We start from the raw sequence: 14952 nt of genomic DNA, 5'->3' as shown, positions 1-14952 counted from the left end.
TCGTGACCGCGCCGAATGACGGAAGTAAGCCTCAGATCCGGCAGGACGTGCCCACCCCGGCGCGGATGTACGACTACTGCCTCGGCGGCAAGGACAACTTCCCGGTCGACCGGGCGGCGGTGCTGGCCGTGCACAAGCAGTTCCCGGAGGGCGTGACCGAGGCCCGGAACAACCGCCTGTTCCTCTACCGGCTGGTGCGCTTCCTGGCCCGGGACGCCGGGATCCGGCAGTTCCTCGACATGGGCAGCGGGCTGCCGACCCAGGCCAACGTGCACCAGGTGGCCCAGCAGTTCCAGCCGGACGCGCACGTCGTCTACGTCGACAACGACCCGATCGTGCTGGCCCACGGGCGGGCGCTGCTGGCTGACGACCGGACCACCACCGTGATCGCGGCGGACATGACCGAACCGGAGCGGATTCTCGGCGACCCGGAGACGCGGAAGTTGGTCGACTTCTCCCGGCCGGTCGCCGCGCTGTTCCTGTCCATCGGACACTCCATCGTCGATGACACGTTGCTGCGGAACATGCTCGGCACCGTGTGGGAGGCCCTCGCGTCCGGCAGCTACCTCGCGTTCTCCCAGGTGTGCGGGGTGGACCAGGCGACGGTGGACGAGGGCAACGAGATGACCAAACGGCTCGGCCTGGCCTGGCGCAACCGCACCCCGGAGCAGGTCGTCGAGCTGATGCGCGGGTTGACCGGTGCGGAGTCGGTGGAGCCGGGCCTGGTGAAGGTCGTCGACTGGCGTCCCGACCCCGACCAGCCGACGTTGGCGCATGTCGACGAGCCGCTGCGGCCCTATCTGGAGTCGCCCCCGGAGAACCAGCGCTCCATGGAGTGCGGCGTGGTGTTCCGCAAGCCCTGACCCACCCGGTAACTCGGGGACGACGTCCCGCCAAGGGGTGTCCCCGTCGAAGGCTGTCGAGCTGCCCCGCTTGTGCTCCCGGCACCACCGGTCGGTGACCGACGAGCTTGACCTGGACACCAGACGCGTTATCCGGCATCGATAGCGCATCTGGTGTCCAGGTCACCGGTCCGGCGTCGGCTTTGACCAGTGCCCACGAACGTCTGCGCCCGCTCCACCGCCGGTTCGGGGCGCCCGACGGGGAACTCCGCGCGCTCCCACATCGCGACCATGGCGGCTTTTCGCCCTGCCTGAGCCCTCGGCCAATCCGCCCGAACTGAACCTTTTTCAACCTGGACCGCGCGGCGCTCACGCACCGCGTCCGACCTTGCGGTCCGCCGGACCGCAAGGGGAGGTTGAAAAAGGTTCACTGATCTGCGCTGAAACAACCGACCCGGTCGCCGGCATAGAGAGGTGGAAGAACACCACGACCTGGGAGGGACACGTTGGTGGACGAACATGTCCGAAGGCCGGCCGGAACGGGGCACGGATGAGGACCGACATCGAACTGCTCGTGGCCGCGGACCACGACGCACACGCCTTCCGAGAGCTGTACGACCGGTACGCGCAGGCGATCCACGGGTTCTGCCGCAAGCGCACCGGCGACCACGAAGCGGCACTGGACCTGACGGCGGAGACCTTCGCCCAGGCATGGCAGTCGCGGCACCGCTTCGTCGACCAGCGGGCCGGATCGGTGGGACCGTGGCTGTTCGGTATCGCCCGCAACCTGCTGCTCCGGGCGGTACGGGACCGGCGGATCCACGCCGAGGCGAGCGCCCGACTGCACGTACGAACCGATCGGGCCGCCGTGGCCCCGGACCAGAGCTGGCTCGACGGCCTGGAGGCGGATCTGGCGGCGGCGCTCGCGTCGCTGCCGGCGGCCCAGCGCAGCGCGGTCGAGCTGCGGGTACTGCACGACCAGAGTTACCAGCAGATCGGCGCCGCGCTCGACTGCTCACCCGGTGCGGCCCGGATCCGGGTCTCCCGTGGACTCACCGCACTGCGCGGCAGGCTCCGACCGACCAGACCGACCCCGACAACCCGGACCAGGAGGGCATCCTGATGGCGAACGACCTGCACCCGGACCTAATCCGGCTCGGCAACGAACTCGAACACGCGGTCAGCCGGGACCTCGCCGCGACCGGCCGGCGACACGGAAGCCGCCGGCTCTTCGGATCCCGGGCCGCGTTCCTGGCGACGGTCACCGCCGGAGTGCTGGCGATCGGCGGTGGCGCCGCCTTCGCCGCGGTGGCGCTGCTCACCCCGGAGACCGTCAGTCGAGGCATGCCCGGCGCGGCCGAGATCTTCCAGGGGACCGATCCGACGTGTACGACCGAGGACAACATCGTCTTCACCTGCACCCTCAGCCGTCCCCCCAACGACCCGCTACCCGACCTTTCCCGAATTCCGGAGATGAAGCGCCCGACCAAGCCGATCGTCCGCGACTACACGGACCGGAAGGAGATGTTCGCCGACGATCAGGGCAATGTCGCGGGCGGCTGTGTCGGCGAGGACGCGGCGGGACTGCACTGGACCTGCTACGCCGGCCAGCGGGCGGTGGATGAAGGGATCATCACCCAGAACCTGCTCGGTGAGCACCTGAGCACGCCGACCAGGGGCTGACCGCCACCTGGCAGGGCGCGTGGCGGACGGTGGGCCATCGGTGCACTGTCCGCCGCGCGCGGTCGTGTCGTGGGTGATTCTCGCCGAAACGCCCTCCGTCACTCGGGGATCGCCCGCCGAATGGCGGACCGGATTCGCGCGACGGTGTCGGAAGGCCCCAGTTCGTGTCGCAGCTCCAACAGATAGCCGGCGGGGTGGCCGGCGACGACCTGCCTCCGCTGGTCGAGCGTGCTGCTCACGGCCCCGATCAGGCACCCCGCCACCACTCCCGCGCTGGTGACGACCGGCGGAAAATGGACGGCGTTGGCCAGCACACCCAATGCGGCCGGCGGCGCGAGCGTTTGGAGACTGAGTACGGCTCGGACCGGCACCAGGCCGAGCCGACCGAGCGTACGTTCCATCTCTTCGAGCGGATGGGCGATCCGGCTCTGCACGTGGTTGCGGAGTTTGGCCGCTCGCACGTCCGGGTCCCGGACCTCGCTGATCGCCACGAAGTCCGGGGTGAGCGAGTCGAGGAATTCGCGATATTGCAGCAACTGCGGCAGCAGCCTCCGTCGCGCCTCGATGATCCGCTCGACCGGCACCTCGGCGAGGTCGCGCGGCAGTACCGTCTCCAGGGCCAACACCGCGAACGCGTGGCTGTAGTCCGTCGGGTCCTCCGGCGCCGGGTCGGTCTCCTCGCCGAGCAGGATCCGGGCCATCGCCTCGACCGTCCAGCCCGCGGTACCGGCGGAGGCCAGCGGCTGGTCGGTAACCGGCGTCATCCCGTTCTCCCGGGCGACGACGTCAGCCAGGATCGCCAGGTACAGCCGGGCCAGGCGGCGGTGCGCCGCCAGGTCAGCGATGTGCAGCACCTTCCCGTCGGGCGCGCGCCGCCACTGGTAGCTCCGGGAGATCAGCAACCCGGCCTCCGCCAGCCGGTGCGCCAGCCCGTACGACAGTTTGCCCGGATGAATCTTCTCCAGCCGGGGATCTGTCGACAGGAGTTCGTCGTACACGTCCCGGGTGCGCAGGGATTCGACCCCGAGTGCCTCGGCGCCGTACCGGGGGGTCAGCTCGTCCTGGTGCCGGTCGAGAAAATCGAAGAACAGCGCGTCGACCTGGTCCTCGGTGTCCACCCCCCGGGCCCACTCGAGGTAGACGTCATCCACCCTTTCGAGAACCTCGGTGTCCACCCAGGACCGCTCGCCCCAGCCGGGCCGTACGTCGATGATGAAGTCGAGTTCGTCCCGGAGTCGCTTGACCGTGTCGGAGTCGCGCAGGCCGTAGTAGCCGGTCGGACGGATCCGGCCGAGCTGGGGCCAGTGCAGGGCGGCGGCCTTCACCCACTCGTCCGCCGGAAGGTTGACATACGGGAAGTAGAGCGCGACGTCACTCACGGGGACCACAATGCCCGCTCGGCGCCACACCCGGAAGTCACCGCCCGGCGCCGCCGACTCCTCCGCCGCCGTTCTGGTCGAGCCATGGGATCGTGGCAGGGCGAAGCGCGGGTACGCGGACCGATCGGAGGAGACGATGCGCAACACCGAGATGGCGAAGCTCGACGGGCTGGTCGGCGAATGGACGACGACGCTGTCGGACGCCTGGTTCCTCGAACCGCCGGGCACCACGGTGCCGGGCACCAGCACCGTCGAATGGCTCGGGGAGTCGTTACTGGTCGTGCGGTCGGAGTTCGGCGGGGGCGGGCACGCGCATTCCGAGCTGAGCCTCGTCCTCGGACGCAGCGACCCGAACGACCGGTTCGTCGCGCTCTACCAGGACGACCGCGGCGTCTGCCGCCAGTTCGCGATGACCTTCGACGGCGGGCACTGGACGATGAGCCGCGAGGATCCTGATTTCCACCAGCGCTTCATCGCCGACGTCGAGCAGGACCGGATCCTCGGCCGCTGGGAGGCATCCGAGGACGCCGGCAAGACCTGGCGGAAGGACTTCGACCTCACCTTCGAGCGCCTGAGCTGACCCGCCTTGAGACCGACGCTCTCTCAGACTTCGTACGGCACGTCGAGGAGCTGGTCGTCGGTCACCTCGACCGCCGGCGCCCACGCCTCGTAGACGCCCCGCTCGTAGCACTGCGCGCCGAGCGCCGCGACGTTGTCCGGGTCGGGCCGGCAGAGCCGTACCCGCAGCCAGCCGCCCTCCTCGCGGAGCACCAGGCAGCGGGTGTCGCGCCAGATGACGTACCGGGCCCGGCGGGTGAGGGTATCCACCGGATAGCGGGCCGCCCTGGTCATCGCCAGCACCCGGAACTCGCCGGGCGGGTCGGCGACCGCCTCGTGCTCCTGCCCCCGGTATCCGCCGATCAGCAGGGTGGACCGGATGGCGTCGCTGGTCGAGACGTACTCCTGGTCGGGGGAGACCCCGGGCACCGCGGCCAGCAGGTGCCGCCAGCGCGGCCCGGCCATCCGCAGCCAGCCGCGCTGTTCCGGCTGGTACGTGTAGAGCACCACCTCGTCCCCGTCCGGGGTGTGCGCCAGCAGGGCGGCGTTCGCCGGCAGCGGCAGGTCGGCGAAGTCCCGGGTGACGAACTCCGGGATCAGGTGCCGCCCACTCGGGGTGAACCCGGTGCCGAGCACCGGCGGCCCGACCCGGTCGTGCGGCGGCATCGTCATCAGACCCTCGTGCTCGGGGGCCAGCGGTGCGACGTAGTCGATCGGGTCGGTCGCCCGCCAGCGCAGCAGGTACGCGACCTCGGGCACCGCCCGCCCCGCCTCCGAGTCGGTACGCAGCAGCATCTGGTCGGCCGGCGTGCGCAGGTGCGCCACGTCGTACTCCCGGTAGCAGAAGCCGTACGGCAGCCAGCCGCGCAGCAGGAAACCGGCGAACTGCTGGGCGGAGAGCGCCTTGACCATCTGGCTCCCCCGCCGCACGGTCGCCGACTCGCGTACCGAGACCAGCACCGGGTCCTCGGCCGCGGCCGGGCTCTGGCTGAGGCCGTGGATGTCCGTCCAGCCCCAGACCCGGTGCAGCGGTGCGGTCAGCGGGGTGTCCGGGACACCGAGCCCGTTCGCCCGCTCGCCCGGACCGGCGCCACCGCCGGTCGCCCTGGCGCCGGGGAGCACCCCGACCTCGCTGGCGTGCGCGTACCGGTGGTACGGGTAGCGTGCGTCGGGGCGGCGGTCCCGCTCGAAGCCGGGCACGGGCTCGGTGCTGAACAGCTCGTACGCGGCACCCCGGGCGAGTTCCTCGGCCGGGTGCACGGCTGCGCCGTACCGGACCCGGAGTCCGGCCGGCGTCTCGGGCACCGCACTGGCCGGCGGGGACACGCTCACCGCGCCGACGCTAAGACCGGTCAGTACCGGCCCGGTGAACAGAGGGTTACCGACCGGGGTTGCCCCGCCGCCCCGAACGCGAACTGCCGGTTCGGCTGGCCGGCCGGCGCCGGTTCGGCCGCCCGTCACCGCCGGTTCGGCGGATCCCGCGCAGAACCGCCCCCGTCCGGTACGCCCGAGCCCGGCTCGTCCCGCCGATATGTGATGCTGGCGGCGATGAGTGAGCAGCCGACCGAGAGCCGCCGTGCGCGGGCCGCCCGCCGGGCGGGGGAGTTTCCACCGGTACCGGAGCCACTGCCCGGGCCGGTGATCGACAGCCACACCCACCTGGACATCACCCTCGCCGAGGCGGGCACCCCGCCGTGGAACGGCCGGCCGGACGATCCGGTGGCGGGGGCCGTCGAGGTGGCCGCCGGGGTCGGAGTGGACCGGCTGGTGCAGGTCGGCGTCGACGTGGCGTCGTCGCGCTGGGGTGCCGAGCTGGCCCGGCGGCAGCCGGGGGTGGTCGCCACGGTGGCGCTGCACCCGAACGAGGCGCCCCGGCTGGCCGACCTCGACGAGGCGCTGCGGGAGATCGAGTCACTCGCCGCCGAGCAGCGGGTACGCGGGATCGGCGAGACCGGGATGGACTTCTTCCGTACCGGTGACGAGGGCCGGGCGGCCCAGGAGGCGAGCTTCCGGGCGCACATCGCGATCGCCAAGCGGTACGCCAAGCCGCTGGTGATCCACGACCGGGACGCGCACGCCGACGTGTTGCGGATCCTCGACTCGGAGGGTGCCCCGGAGACGGTGGTGCTGCACTGCTTCTCCGGGGACGCCGAGTTCGCCGCCGAGTGCGTCCGGCGCGGTTACCTGCTGAGTTTCGCCGGCACGGTCACCTTCGGCAACGCCGCCGGGCTGCGCGAGGCGGCCCGGATCACCCCGCTGGACCAGATCCTGGTGGAGACCGACGCGCCCTACCTGACGCCGATGCCGCACCGGGGACGGCCGAACGCGTCGTACCTGATCCCGCTGACCGTCCGGTCGCTGGCCGAGACGACCGGCGCCGACCTCGGCGAACTCTGCGCGGCGATCTCCGCCACCGGCGACCGGGTCTTCGGCCCCTGGTGACGCCGCCCGCCGGCCACGCGCCGCGCGGGCTCAGGCCGACGTACGCCGGTTGCGGGCGGTGACGCGGCCGTTGCCGGCCGGGGTACCGCCGGTCGGCTGGGTCGGGACGGCGTCGCCGCCGATGCCCTGGGCGGCGAGTCGCCGGGCGGCCCAGGGGGTGATCACGAAGCCCCGCTTGACGGTGAGCAGTTGCACCCCGGCGGTCCACGCCTGGATGCCGTCGATCCCGCCGAGCGTCTTGGTGGTGAACTCGAAGACGTCGGCGTGGGTCGGCAGGATCACCTCGCACATCAGCGACTCCTGGCCCAGCGTCGCGGCGACGTAGCGGACGCCGCGCAGCGCGGCCAGCTCCCGGGCCACCCCGTCGAGCCGGGACGGCGCCACCGACAGCCAGAAGAAGATCTCCGCCTCGAAGCCGAGCGCCGTCGCCGGGACCAGCGTGATCACCTGTACGCAGCCCGCGTTGTACAGCGACTCGAACCGTCGCCGTACGGTGCTCTCACTGACTCCCAACCCGCCGGCCACGGCCTGGAAGCTGTTCCGGCCGTCCTCGCGGAGCGCCGCGATGATCCGCTCGTCCAGCTCGTCGAGGTGCGCCGGAGGGCAGTCGTGCACCGGTGGCGGGGCGACGAGCTGGGGTTCGGTGCCGAGCAGGTGCCGGGACCACTCGTGGGTCGACTTGTAGGTGTGCAGGTTCAGGTCGGCGACGCTGCCCTGCACCCCGGGGATCTTCTGCAACCCGTTGAGCAGCACGCTGTGCAGGCTGGTCCCCTTCGGCACCAGTACCTCGGCCACCAGGTCGTACACCCCGGTCACCAGTGCGACGAAGCGGATCTCCGGCATCGCGGCCAGCGCCTGCGCGGCGGCGAGCTGGCTCCCCGCCGCGCAGCGGATCCGTACGATCAGCAGGTCGGCCGGCCCGCCGCCGGGCTGCGGCGCGGCGGCGACCTTGACCAGCCCGTCGGCGAAGAGCTGCTGCGCCCGGCGGGCCACGGTGGTGACCGAGGTGCCGGTGAGCTGGGCGATCTCCGTCCAGCTCGCCCGGCCGTTGACCTGGAGCGCGGCGACGATGCGCCGGTCGGTCGGATCGAGGTCGTAGATCTCGCCCGGGATCATGCCCGCGACGCCGGTACGCCGGCCAGGAACTCCCGGACGACCTGCTGGAACCGCTCTGCCTCCTCCAACTGCGGGGAGTGCCCGGAGTGCTCGAAGACCACCAGTTTCGCGTCCGGGATCAGTCCGGCGATGGTTTCGCTGCACTCCACCGGCGTGATCCAGTCATGTCGACCCACGGTGACCAGGGTCGGGCAGGAGATCCCCGGGAGCAACGACTTGATGTCGTAATTCGGCTGGTTGACGGCGAATGCGAAGTTGTGCGTGGCGTACCGGTACGGCGTGTTCGCCACCCGCTCCCGCACCTTGTCCCAGTCCAGGTCGTGGTCGTAGAGCGGCAGGATCTCCGCCCAGCAGTCCCGCAGGTCGTCGTCGTCCCGGACCGTGCCGGACATGATCCGGTCCAGCTTCACCCGGTCGATCTCCACCCGCGCCGAGGCGAGCGCGTTGCGCAACGCCAGCTCCTGGTTGGCGTTGTCGGCGGCGGTGTCCCGGAGCACCAGTGCGGCCACCCGGTCCGGATAGCGGATCGCGTACTCCATCGCGATGAAGCCGCCGTACGAGCCGCCGGCCATCACGATCCGCTCGGCACCGATCCACTCCCGCAGCCCGTCCACGTCGGCCGCCCACTGCTGGTGGGTGAACGGCCCGTTCCCCTCGCTCGCCCCGGAACCCCGGGCGTCGAAGACCAGCACCCGGTACTCGTCGGCGAAGGCCGCGAACGACGCCCTCGGTTCCGCCATCGAGCCCAGTCCCGGCGCGCCGTGGTGCACGATCATCACCGGCTTCTCCGGCGCGTCGTCGCCCAGCACCAGCACGTTGAGCCGGTTGCCGTTGATCTCCACCATCGTCGGTTCCATGGTCATGCTCCGATCACGATCTCGTCGAGGTCCCGGGGATAGCTGGTGAGCCGCCGTGGCCCGTCGTCGGTCACCAGTACGGTGTCCGAGATCCGGTAGCCGGCGTGTCCGGGCACGTACACCCCGGGTTCGCTGGAGAGCACCATGCCGGGCGCCAGCACCGTGTCATCGCCGTCGGCCACCCAGGGCGGCTCGTGGAAGCCGAGCCCGATCCCGTGCCCCTGCCGGTGCCGCAGGAACTCGCCCAGCCCGGCCCGGCGGATCACGTCCAGGCAGGCCCGGTTGGCGTCCACGCACCGGACGCCCGGGCGCAGCGCCTCGGTGCCGACCTGCTGCGCCTGGCGGACCACCTCGTAGTAGCGGCGCTGCTCGGCGCTCGGCTCACCGAGCAGGAAGGTCCGCTCGCTCTCCACGAACCGGCCGCCGACCGCGCAGCCGAGCGAGAGCATGAACGGCTCGCCGTGCCGCAGCCGGTCCCCGCCGGGCAGCCGGTGCGGCTGGGCCGAGTTCGGTCCGCCGTAGACCAGGCCGCCGGTGAGCATCGGCACCACCACGACGTCGTCGTGCTCGGCGTACATCAGCGCCGCGCCGTACCGGGTGACGTGCCCGGCCAGCTCCGTCTCGGTGGGCAGCTCGCCGCCACCGGCCGCCGCGTCGGTGACCAGCCGGACGCCCTCGGCCAGCATCGCGTCGGCGATCCGGGCCGCCTCGGCGTGCAGGGCGATTTCCTCCGGGGTCTTGCGCAGCCGCAGCGTCCCGACCAGGTCGCTCGGCTCCCAGGCGGTACCGGGGAACGCCCGGCCGATCCCGGCGACCCGGGCGACCGAGGTGGACGGGGCGTAGCCGGCCCGGACCGGTGGGGCCGGCACCGCGTCCCGGAGCACCGCCCACGGGCTCCGCTCGCCGGGGAACTCCGGATAGACCACCAGGTCGGCGGCGGCCCGCTGGTCGGCGGCGTACTCCCGCTCCAGGTCCGGGACCAGCAGCAGTACGGCGCCGTCCCGGGCCAGGTAGGCGGCGACCGGGCGCTCGTTCGGGAAGTGCGAAAAACCCGTCAGGTACGCCACGTCGAGCGGATCGTCCAGCAGCAGCGCGTCCAGCCCGGCCCGGTCCAGTTCGGCCCGGACGGTCTCGTGCAGCGCGGAGTAGAAGGAAGCAGCCAGTCGCACCGGCCTCGTCACCTCGTCCTCGGGTTGCGGGCGTCGTTGTACGCCACGGCGAGCAGGGTGGTGGCCACCACCAGCAGCAGGATGGCCAGCGACGGGAAGAGCGTGGTCCACCAGGCGGTGGCGAGCGAGCCGGAGCGCTGCGCCTGGTGCAGGATCGTTCCCCACGACCAACTGTTCGGGTCGCCGAGCCCGAGGAACGACAGCCCAGCCTCGGAGAGCACCGCCCGGGAGGTGGTCAGCACCACCGAGACGGCGACCACCGGCGCGACGCCGGGCAGTACGTGCTTGCGGATGATCCACAGGTGCGAGCCGCCGATCACGTGCGCCGCCGAGACGTACGGCATCGGCACCACGGCCAGCCCCTGGGAGCGGACCACCCGGGCCACCTCGGGCCAACTGAAGACCGCGATCACCACCACCAGGGTGGGCACGCTCGGCCCGGCCAGCGCGGCGACCAGGATCATCAGCGGCAGCACCGGCAGCGAGAGCGAGACGTCGACGATCACCCCGAGCACCAGATCGGCCGGCCGGAAGTACGCCGCCGCGACCCCGACCAGCACGCCGATGACGATCGCCAGCAGGCTGGCCGCCAAGCCGACCACGATGCTGACCCGGGTCCCCCAGACCACCTGGGCGAAGACGTCCCGCCCCAGGTCGTCGGTGCCGAACCAGTGCCCGGCCCCCGGGCCGGCGAGCACCTCCTCGCCGTACCCGCTGGGGTAGTCGGCGATCAGCGGCGCGGCCAGCGCGACCAGGCCGAGCAGCAGCAGGATTCCGGCGCTGACCAGGCCCAGCGGGTTGCGCCGGAACGACTGCCAGGTCTGCCGCGCCACCGATTCCGACGGCGGCAGCCCGCCGGCCGCCGGGGTCGCGGCGGCGGCCGGCGGCGGCGCGTCGCCCGGCGGCGGGATCAGCGCATCGGTCGTCGTCATGACGTCCTCACCCTCGGGTCGAGCAGTCCGTAGGCGAGGTCGGTGAGCAGGTTGGCGGCGATCACCGCGAAGGCGAGCATCAGGAACGCGCCCTGCAACACCGGGAAGTCGAGCTGGCCGACCGCCTCGAAGATGGCCCGGCCGACCCCCGGGTACGCGTAGATCGACTCGGTCAGCACCGCCCCGCCGACCAGGAAGCCCAGTTGCAGCCCGACCAGCGTGGTCGTCGGCAGCAGCGCGTTGCGCAGCGCGTGCCGCCAGACCACCTTCCGGTTCGGCAGCCCCTTGGCCCGGGCCAGCGTGCAGTAGTCCTCGCCGAGCGCGTCGATCAGCGTGCTGCGCAGGGTCAGCACGTACGAGCCGAGCTGCACCAGCACCAGCGACAGGCAGGGCAGGATCAGGTGCAGCGCGATGCTGCCGTACGCGGCCAGCCCGTAGACGTCGTCGTCCATCGCGCCGCCGATCGGCAGGATGCCGAAGACCACCCCGAAGACGTAGAGCAGGAACACCCCGATGCTCGGGATGAAGAGCGACTGGCCGGTGATGCCGCCGACCTGGATCAGCCGGTCCAGGGTGCCCTTGGCCCGGGTGGCCGCGAGCACGCCGAGCGGGATGCCCAGCGCCACCGTCACCACCAGCGCGGAACCGGCCAGCAGCAGGGTCCAGGGCAGGCGCTCCAGCAGGATGTCCAGCACCGGCTGGTTCTGCCGGAACGACACCCCGAGGTTGCCGTGCAGGAGCTGGGTCAGGTACTCCCAGTACTGCACCGCCAGCGGCCGGTCCAGGCCGTAGTCGCGCAGCAGCTCGGCCCGCAGTTCCTCGGTCATCCCCGGATCCGCCACCGCCAGGGCCGGGTCGCCGGGCAGCAGGCGGAGCAGGAAGAACGTCACGGTCACCGCGAACCACATGGTCAGTACGCCGCGCAGCAGGCGGCGGGTGACGAACCGGGCGCCAGCGGGCATGGTCTCTCTCCTCCCTTGGCTTGGCGTCGGGGCGGGCCGGTCACACCGGGCCCGCCCCGACCGCGTCGAACTGGTCAGCCCTTGGTGGCCTGGGCCACCGAGACGGGGTTGACGATGGAGAGCAGCTCACTCGGCTGGACCAGGAAGTTGGACCACTCCGCCGAGTGCGCGATGGTGAACTCCTCGACATAGAGCACGTTGTCGTACACCTTGTCGGTGATGATCTTCGCGGCCTGCTGGATCGGGCCCTTCTGGGCGGCCTGGTCCAGCTGCGACCGGGCCTGGTCGATCAGGGCGTCCAGCTCCGGGTCGCAGGCGTTGGCGTAGTTGATGAAGCCCTTGCACTTGAACGCCAGCGCCAGGTTGGCCGGTGGGTTCTCCATGATCGCCCACGAGCCGGCGTAGATGTCGTAGTCCCGCGCGGTGTACTTCTCGACGTACGTGTTCCGCTCCAGACCCTCCAGCTTGATCTCGATCCCGGCCTCCTTGCTGGAGTCCCGGACCAGCTGCGCCCACTTGGAGATGTTCGGGTCGGCCTGGTCGTAGATCATCCGCAGGCTCAGCCCGTCGAACAACCCGTCCCCGTTGCCGTCGGAGAATCCCGCACCGGTGAGCAGCGACTTCGCCTTGGCCGGGTCGTGCGCGTACTCCTTGGCGGTCGGGTCCTGCCACTGCTTCAGCGTCGGGGTCAGCACCGAGGAGTTCGACGAGACCGCCTTGCCCTGCAACGCCACCCGGCGGATCGCCTCGTAGTCGACCGCGGCGGCCAGCGCCTGGCGTACCTCCAGCTTGTCCAGCGGCTCGCGGGCGGTGTTGTACTGCATGTGCGCCCAGCCCAGCGACGGCACCTTGACCAGCTTGAGCTTGCTGTCGCCCTCCAGGGTCTTGGCCAGCGGCGGCGGCAGCGCGTTGGCGATCAGGTCGACGTCGCCGTTGCGCAGCGCCAGCGCCTCGGTGTTGACGTCGGGGAAGACCCGGAAGACCACCTCCTTGGTCTTCGGACCGCCCTCGACCAGCGGGAAGTTCTCCATCCGCTCCAGCACGTACCGCTGGCCCCGCTCCACCGTGGTCAGCTTGTACGGCCCGGCCGACACCCAGTCGGAGTCGTTCGCGAACTTCTGCACGCTGCCGACCTTGCTGAAGACGTGCTCCGGGACGACCGGCATCCAGAAGCCGACGTTCTCCAGGAAGGTGCCGTCCGGCTGGGAGAGCTGGAACTCGATCTCCGTCGGGGAGATCACCGTGGACTTCTGGTACGACGAGATCAGCCCGGCGACGACGCCGATCTTCTCCTTGGCGACGGCGTCGATGGTGAACGCCACGTCGTCGGCGGTGACCTTCTCCCCGTCGCTCCAGGTGAAGTCGTCCCGCAGCGTGAACTTCGCCTTGCGCCCGCCGTCGGTGTACTCCCACTTGCTGGCCAGGTACGGCGAGCGCACCCCGTCCATCCCCATGCTCATCAGCCGGGGGTACATCAGGTTGGTGACCCAGGTGTCGGTACGGCTGTTGCCGACCAGCGGGTTGTAGTTGAGCACGTCGGCGGTGGTGCCGATCGTGATCCGGTCCGCCGAGCCGCCGCTGCCGCCGCCATCGGAGCTGTCCGGGTTACTGGGTGAGCAGGCGGTCGCCGCCAGCCCTATCGAGAGCGCGCCCGCCGCCACGGCGAGGGCGCGCCGGAATGTACGCATCAGTGCCAGACCTCCTCAAGGACGCGCATGATGTTGCCCCCCAGGACCTTGCCGATCTCGTCGTCCGAATAGTCGTGGCTGACCAGCCAGGAGACGATGTTCCAGTAGCACTCGGCCGGGTTCTCCAGCCCGTCCACGTACGGCACCCGGGGGTGCTCGACGTGGCCGTGCGCCTCGGCGATGGACAGGTGCGCGGCGAAGGTGTCGTGCAGTCCGACATGGTCGCCGAAGAGGGTGTCCGGCCCGAACGCCACGTGGTCGATGCCGACCAGGTCGACACAGTGCACAAAGTGGTCCATCACCGACTCGATGCTGTGCTCGGGGTGGGCCGGCGAGAGCGTGGTGTGCGGTGCGGCCTCCAGGCCGAGCACCCCGCCGCGCTCGGCGCAGGCCCGGATCACCTCGTCCGGCTTCATCCGGTTGGTGGGCCAGACGGTACGCGATCCGGCGTGCGTGATGAAGATCGGTTTGGTGGAGGCGGCGATGACGTCGGCCGAGGTACGGTCGCCGGAGTGCGACACGTCGATCGCGATGCCCAGCTTGTTCATCCGGCGTACGGCCTTCTCGCCGAAGTAGGTAAGGCCGCCGTCGCCACGCTCCTTGAGCCCGCTGCCCAGGGTGTTCGCCTCGCTGTAGGCGATGCCCATCTGCCGGACGCCGAAGCCGTAGAGCATGTCGATCCGGTCCAGCTCGTTCTCGATCATCGTGGCCGCCTCGGTGGCCAGCACCAGACCCATCCGGCCGGTCTCGTGGGCGTGGTGGATGTCGGCCAGCCGCTCCACCCGGATCAGGTAGTCCTGGTGGGCCAGGTCGGACAGCCGCATCCCCAGGTCGGCGATGACGTCGGTCCACTTCCAGCCCATCTGGCTGGTCACGCAGCAGGTGCCGTCCATCATGTTGTCGAAGACGGCGGTCATGCCGGAGCGGGCCAGTCCGGCGTACCCGGTGTGGTGCCGGGCGGTGCGGTTGTAGTCGACGGTCTGGCCGATCTCCTCCGGGAAGACCGACGGGTGGTCGTGCAGCGAGATCACGACGTTGTCGGCGAGCAGCCGGCGGACCCGGTCTCGCTGCCCGTCCGTCAGCGAGATGCCCTGGTATGCCGGCACCCGGCCGAGTTCCGGAGCGAGCTTGAACTCCCGGTAGTCGGTACCTGCCTCCAGGTAGCTGTAGGACGTGTATCCGGTGTAGCGCGGGGCCGGGTCGAGCACGCCGCTCCCTCCTTCGGGTCGGTGCCAGATGCTGGGCGCGCGGTGGATTTCGGCGCCGTGACCTGATCTGGGTGTGGATTGTCGGCGATGTGGGAGCAGAGATTGCCAGGATCAGG

14 protein-coding genes are annotated in these 14952 nt (G+C 70.9%); 5 read left to right on the top strand and 9 right to left on the bottom strand.

Annotated elements, in window-relative coordinates:
• Positions 1-2 precede the first annotated feature (2 nt).
• The 3 genes from AAH979_RS20940 (at position 3) to AAH979_RS20930 (ending at position 2525) form a co-directional block, all read left to right on the top strand.
• Entirely contained in the window at positions 3-863 is an 861-nt protein-coding gene (locus AAH979_RS20940; RefSeq protein WP_346259813.1) for an SAM-dependent methyltransferase, read from the top strand.
• Between the two features lie 529 nt (positions 864-1392).
• Entirely contained in the window at positions 1393-1965 is a 573-nt protein-coding gene (locus tag AAH979_RS20935; RefSeq protein ID WP_346259812.1) for a sigma-70 family RNA polymerase sigma factor, read from the top strand.
• Positions 1965-2525, top strand: a complete 561-nt coding sequence (locus AAH979_RS20930) for a hypothetical protein (protein ID WP_346259811.1) — start codon at positions 1965-1967, stop codon at positions 2523-2525. The genes AAH979_RS20935 and AAH979_RS20930 overlap by 1 nt, the downstream gene beginning before the upstream one ends.
• Positions 2526-2623: 98 nt before the next feature.
• Here AAH979_RS20930 and AAH979_RS20925 read toward each other — a convergent pair whose 3' ends face one another.
• Positions 2624-3904, bottom strand: a complete 1281-nt coding sequence (locus AAH979_RS20925; protein ID WP_346259810.1) for a DUF6236 family protein — start codon at positions 3902-3904, stop codon at positions 2624-2626.
• A gap of 136 nt (positions 3905-4040) precedes the next feature.
• Between AAH979_RS20925 and AAH979_RS20920 the strand changes: the two genes are divergently transcribed.
• The gene (locus AAH979_RS20920; RefSeq protein ID WP_346259809.1) at positions 4041-4484 is read left to right on the top strand and encodes a hypothetical protein; all 444 of its coding nucleotides are present in this window, start codon (positions 4041-4043) and stop codon (positions 4482-4484) included.
• 23 nt (positions 4485-4507) lie between these two features.
• Here AAH979_RS20920 and AAH979_RS20915 read toward each other — a convergent pair whose 3' ends face one another.
• Positions 4508-5794: a hypothetical protein gene (locus tag AAH979_RS20915; protein ID WP_346259808.1), complete on the bottom strand. Its 1287-nt coding sequence runs from the start codon at positions 5792-5794 to the stop codon at positions 4508-4510.
• A 204-nt stretch (positions 5795-5998) separates the two neighbouring features.
• On the opposite strand from AAH979_RS20915, the gene AAH979_RS20910 reads away from it, so the two are divergent.
• Complete coding sequence (locus tag AAH979_RS20910; RefSeq protein ID WP_346259807.1) at positions 5999-6904, top strand: TatD family hydrolase; 906 nt, start codon at positions 5999-6001, stop codon at positions 6902-6904.
• 30 nt (positions 6905-6934) lie between these two features.
• Here the strand turns inward: AAH979_RS20910 and AAH979_RS20905 are convergent, their stop codons facing one another.
• The 7 genes from AAH979_RS20905 to AAH979_RS20875 form a co-directional block, all read right to left on the bottom strand.
• On the bottom strand, positions 6935-8020 hold the full coding sequence (locus AAH979_RS20905) for an Lrp/AsnC family transcriptional regulator (protein WP_346259806.1): 1086 nt from the start codon (positions 8018-8020) through the stop codon (positions 6935-6937).
• Positions 8017-8883, bottom strand: coding sequence for an alpha/beta hydrolase (locus AAH979_RS20900; protein WP_346259805.1), 867 nt, complete (start codon positions 8881-8883; stop codon positions 8017-8019). Before AAH979_RS20900 ends, AAH979_RS20905 begins: the two co-directional genes overlap by 4 nt.
• Entirely contained in the window at positions 8880-10046 is a 1167-nt protein-coding gene (locus AAH979_RS20895) for a Xaa-Pro peptidase family protein (protein WP_346259804.1), read from the bottom strand. The genes AAH979_RS20900 and AAH979_RS20895 overlap by 4 nt, the downstream gene beginning before the upstream one ends.
• Before the next feature lie 8 nt (positions 10047-10054).
• Positions 10055-10978 (bottom strand): ABC transporter permease, encoded by a 924-nt coding sequence (locus AAH979_RS20890; RefSeq protein ID WP_346259803.1) that lies wholly within the window; start codon positions 10976-10978, stop codon positions 10055-10057.
• Positions 10975-11940 carry an ABC transporter permease gene (locus AAH979_RS20885; protein ID WP_346259802.1) on the bottom strand — a complete coding sequence of 322 codons (966 nt, stop codon included), beginning with the start codon at positions 11938-11940 and terminating at the stop codon, positions 10975-10977. The genes AAH979_RS20890 and AAH979_RS20885 overlap by 4 nt, the downstream gene beginning before the upstream one ends.
• A gap of 74 nt (positions 11941-12014) precedes the next feature.
• Positions 12015-13628, bottom strand: a complete 1614-nt coding sequence (locus AAH979_RS20880) for an ABC transporter substrate-binding protein (RefSeq protein ID WP_346259801.1) — start codon at positions 13626-13628, stop codon at positions 12015-12017.
• On the bottom strand, positions 13628-14836 hold the full coding sequence (locus tag AAH979_RS20875; RefSeq protein WP_346259800.1) for a membrane dipeptidase: 1209 nt from the start codon (positions 14834-14836) through the stop codon (positions 13628-13630). Before AAH979_RS20875 ends, AAH979_RS20880 begins: the two co-directional genes overlap by 1 nt.
• Positions 14837-14952: the final 116 nt, after the last annotated feature.

This window comes from Plantactinospora sp. ZYX-F-223 (assembly GCF_039649625.1).
In the GTDB taxonomy this organism is placed as follows: domain Bacteria; phylum Actinomycetota; class Actinomycetes; order Mycobacteriales; family Micromonosporaceae; genus Plantactinospora.
This window is presented reverse-complemented; position numbering and strand designations above follow the sequence as displayed.

Coding starts and splice junctions, on each gene's coding strand:
- AAH979_RS20885 (WP_346259802.1), bottom strand. CDS start 11,940: ATGCCCGCTGGCGCCCGGTTCGTCACCCGCCGCCTGCTGCGCGGCGTA.
- AAH979_RS20905 (WP_346259806.1), bottom strand. CDS start 8,020: ATGATCCCGGGCGAGATCTACGACCTCGATCCGACCGACCGGCGCATC.
- AAH979_RS20930 (WP_346259811.1), top strand. CDS start 1,965: ATGGCGAACGACCTGCACCCGGACCTAATCCGGCTCGGCAACGAACTC.
- AAH979_RS20880 (WP_346259801.1), bottom strand. CDS start 13,628: ATGCGTACATTCCGGCGCGCCCTCGCCGTGGCGGCGGGCGCGCTCTCG.
- AAH979_RS20900 (WP_346259805.1), bottom strand. CDS start 8,883: ATGACCATGGAACCGACGATGGTGGAGATCAACGGCAACCGGCTCAAC.
- AAH979_RS20920 (WP_346259809.1), top strand. CDS start 4,041: ATGCGCAACACCGAGATGGCGAAGCTCGACGGGCTGGTCGGCGAATGG.
- AAH979_RS20935 (WP_346259812.1), top strand. CDS start 1,393: ATGAGGACCGACATCGAACTGCTCGTGGCCGCGGACCACGACGCACAC.
- AAH979_RS20890 (WP_346259803.1), bottom strand. CDS start 10,978: ATGACGACGACCGATGCGCTGATCCCGCCGCCGGGCGACGCGCCGCCG.
- AAH979_RS20910 (WP_346259807.1), top strand. CDS start 5,999: ATGCTGGCGGCGATGAGTGAGCAGCCGACCGAGAGCCGCCGTGCGCGG.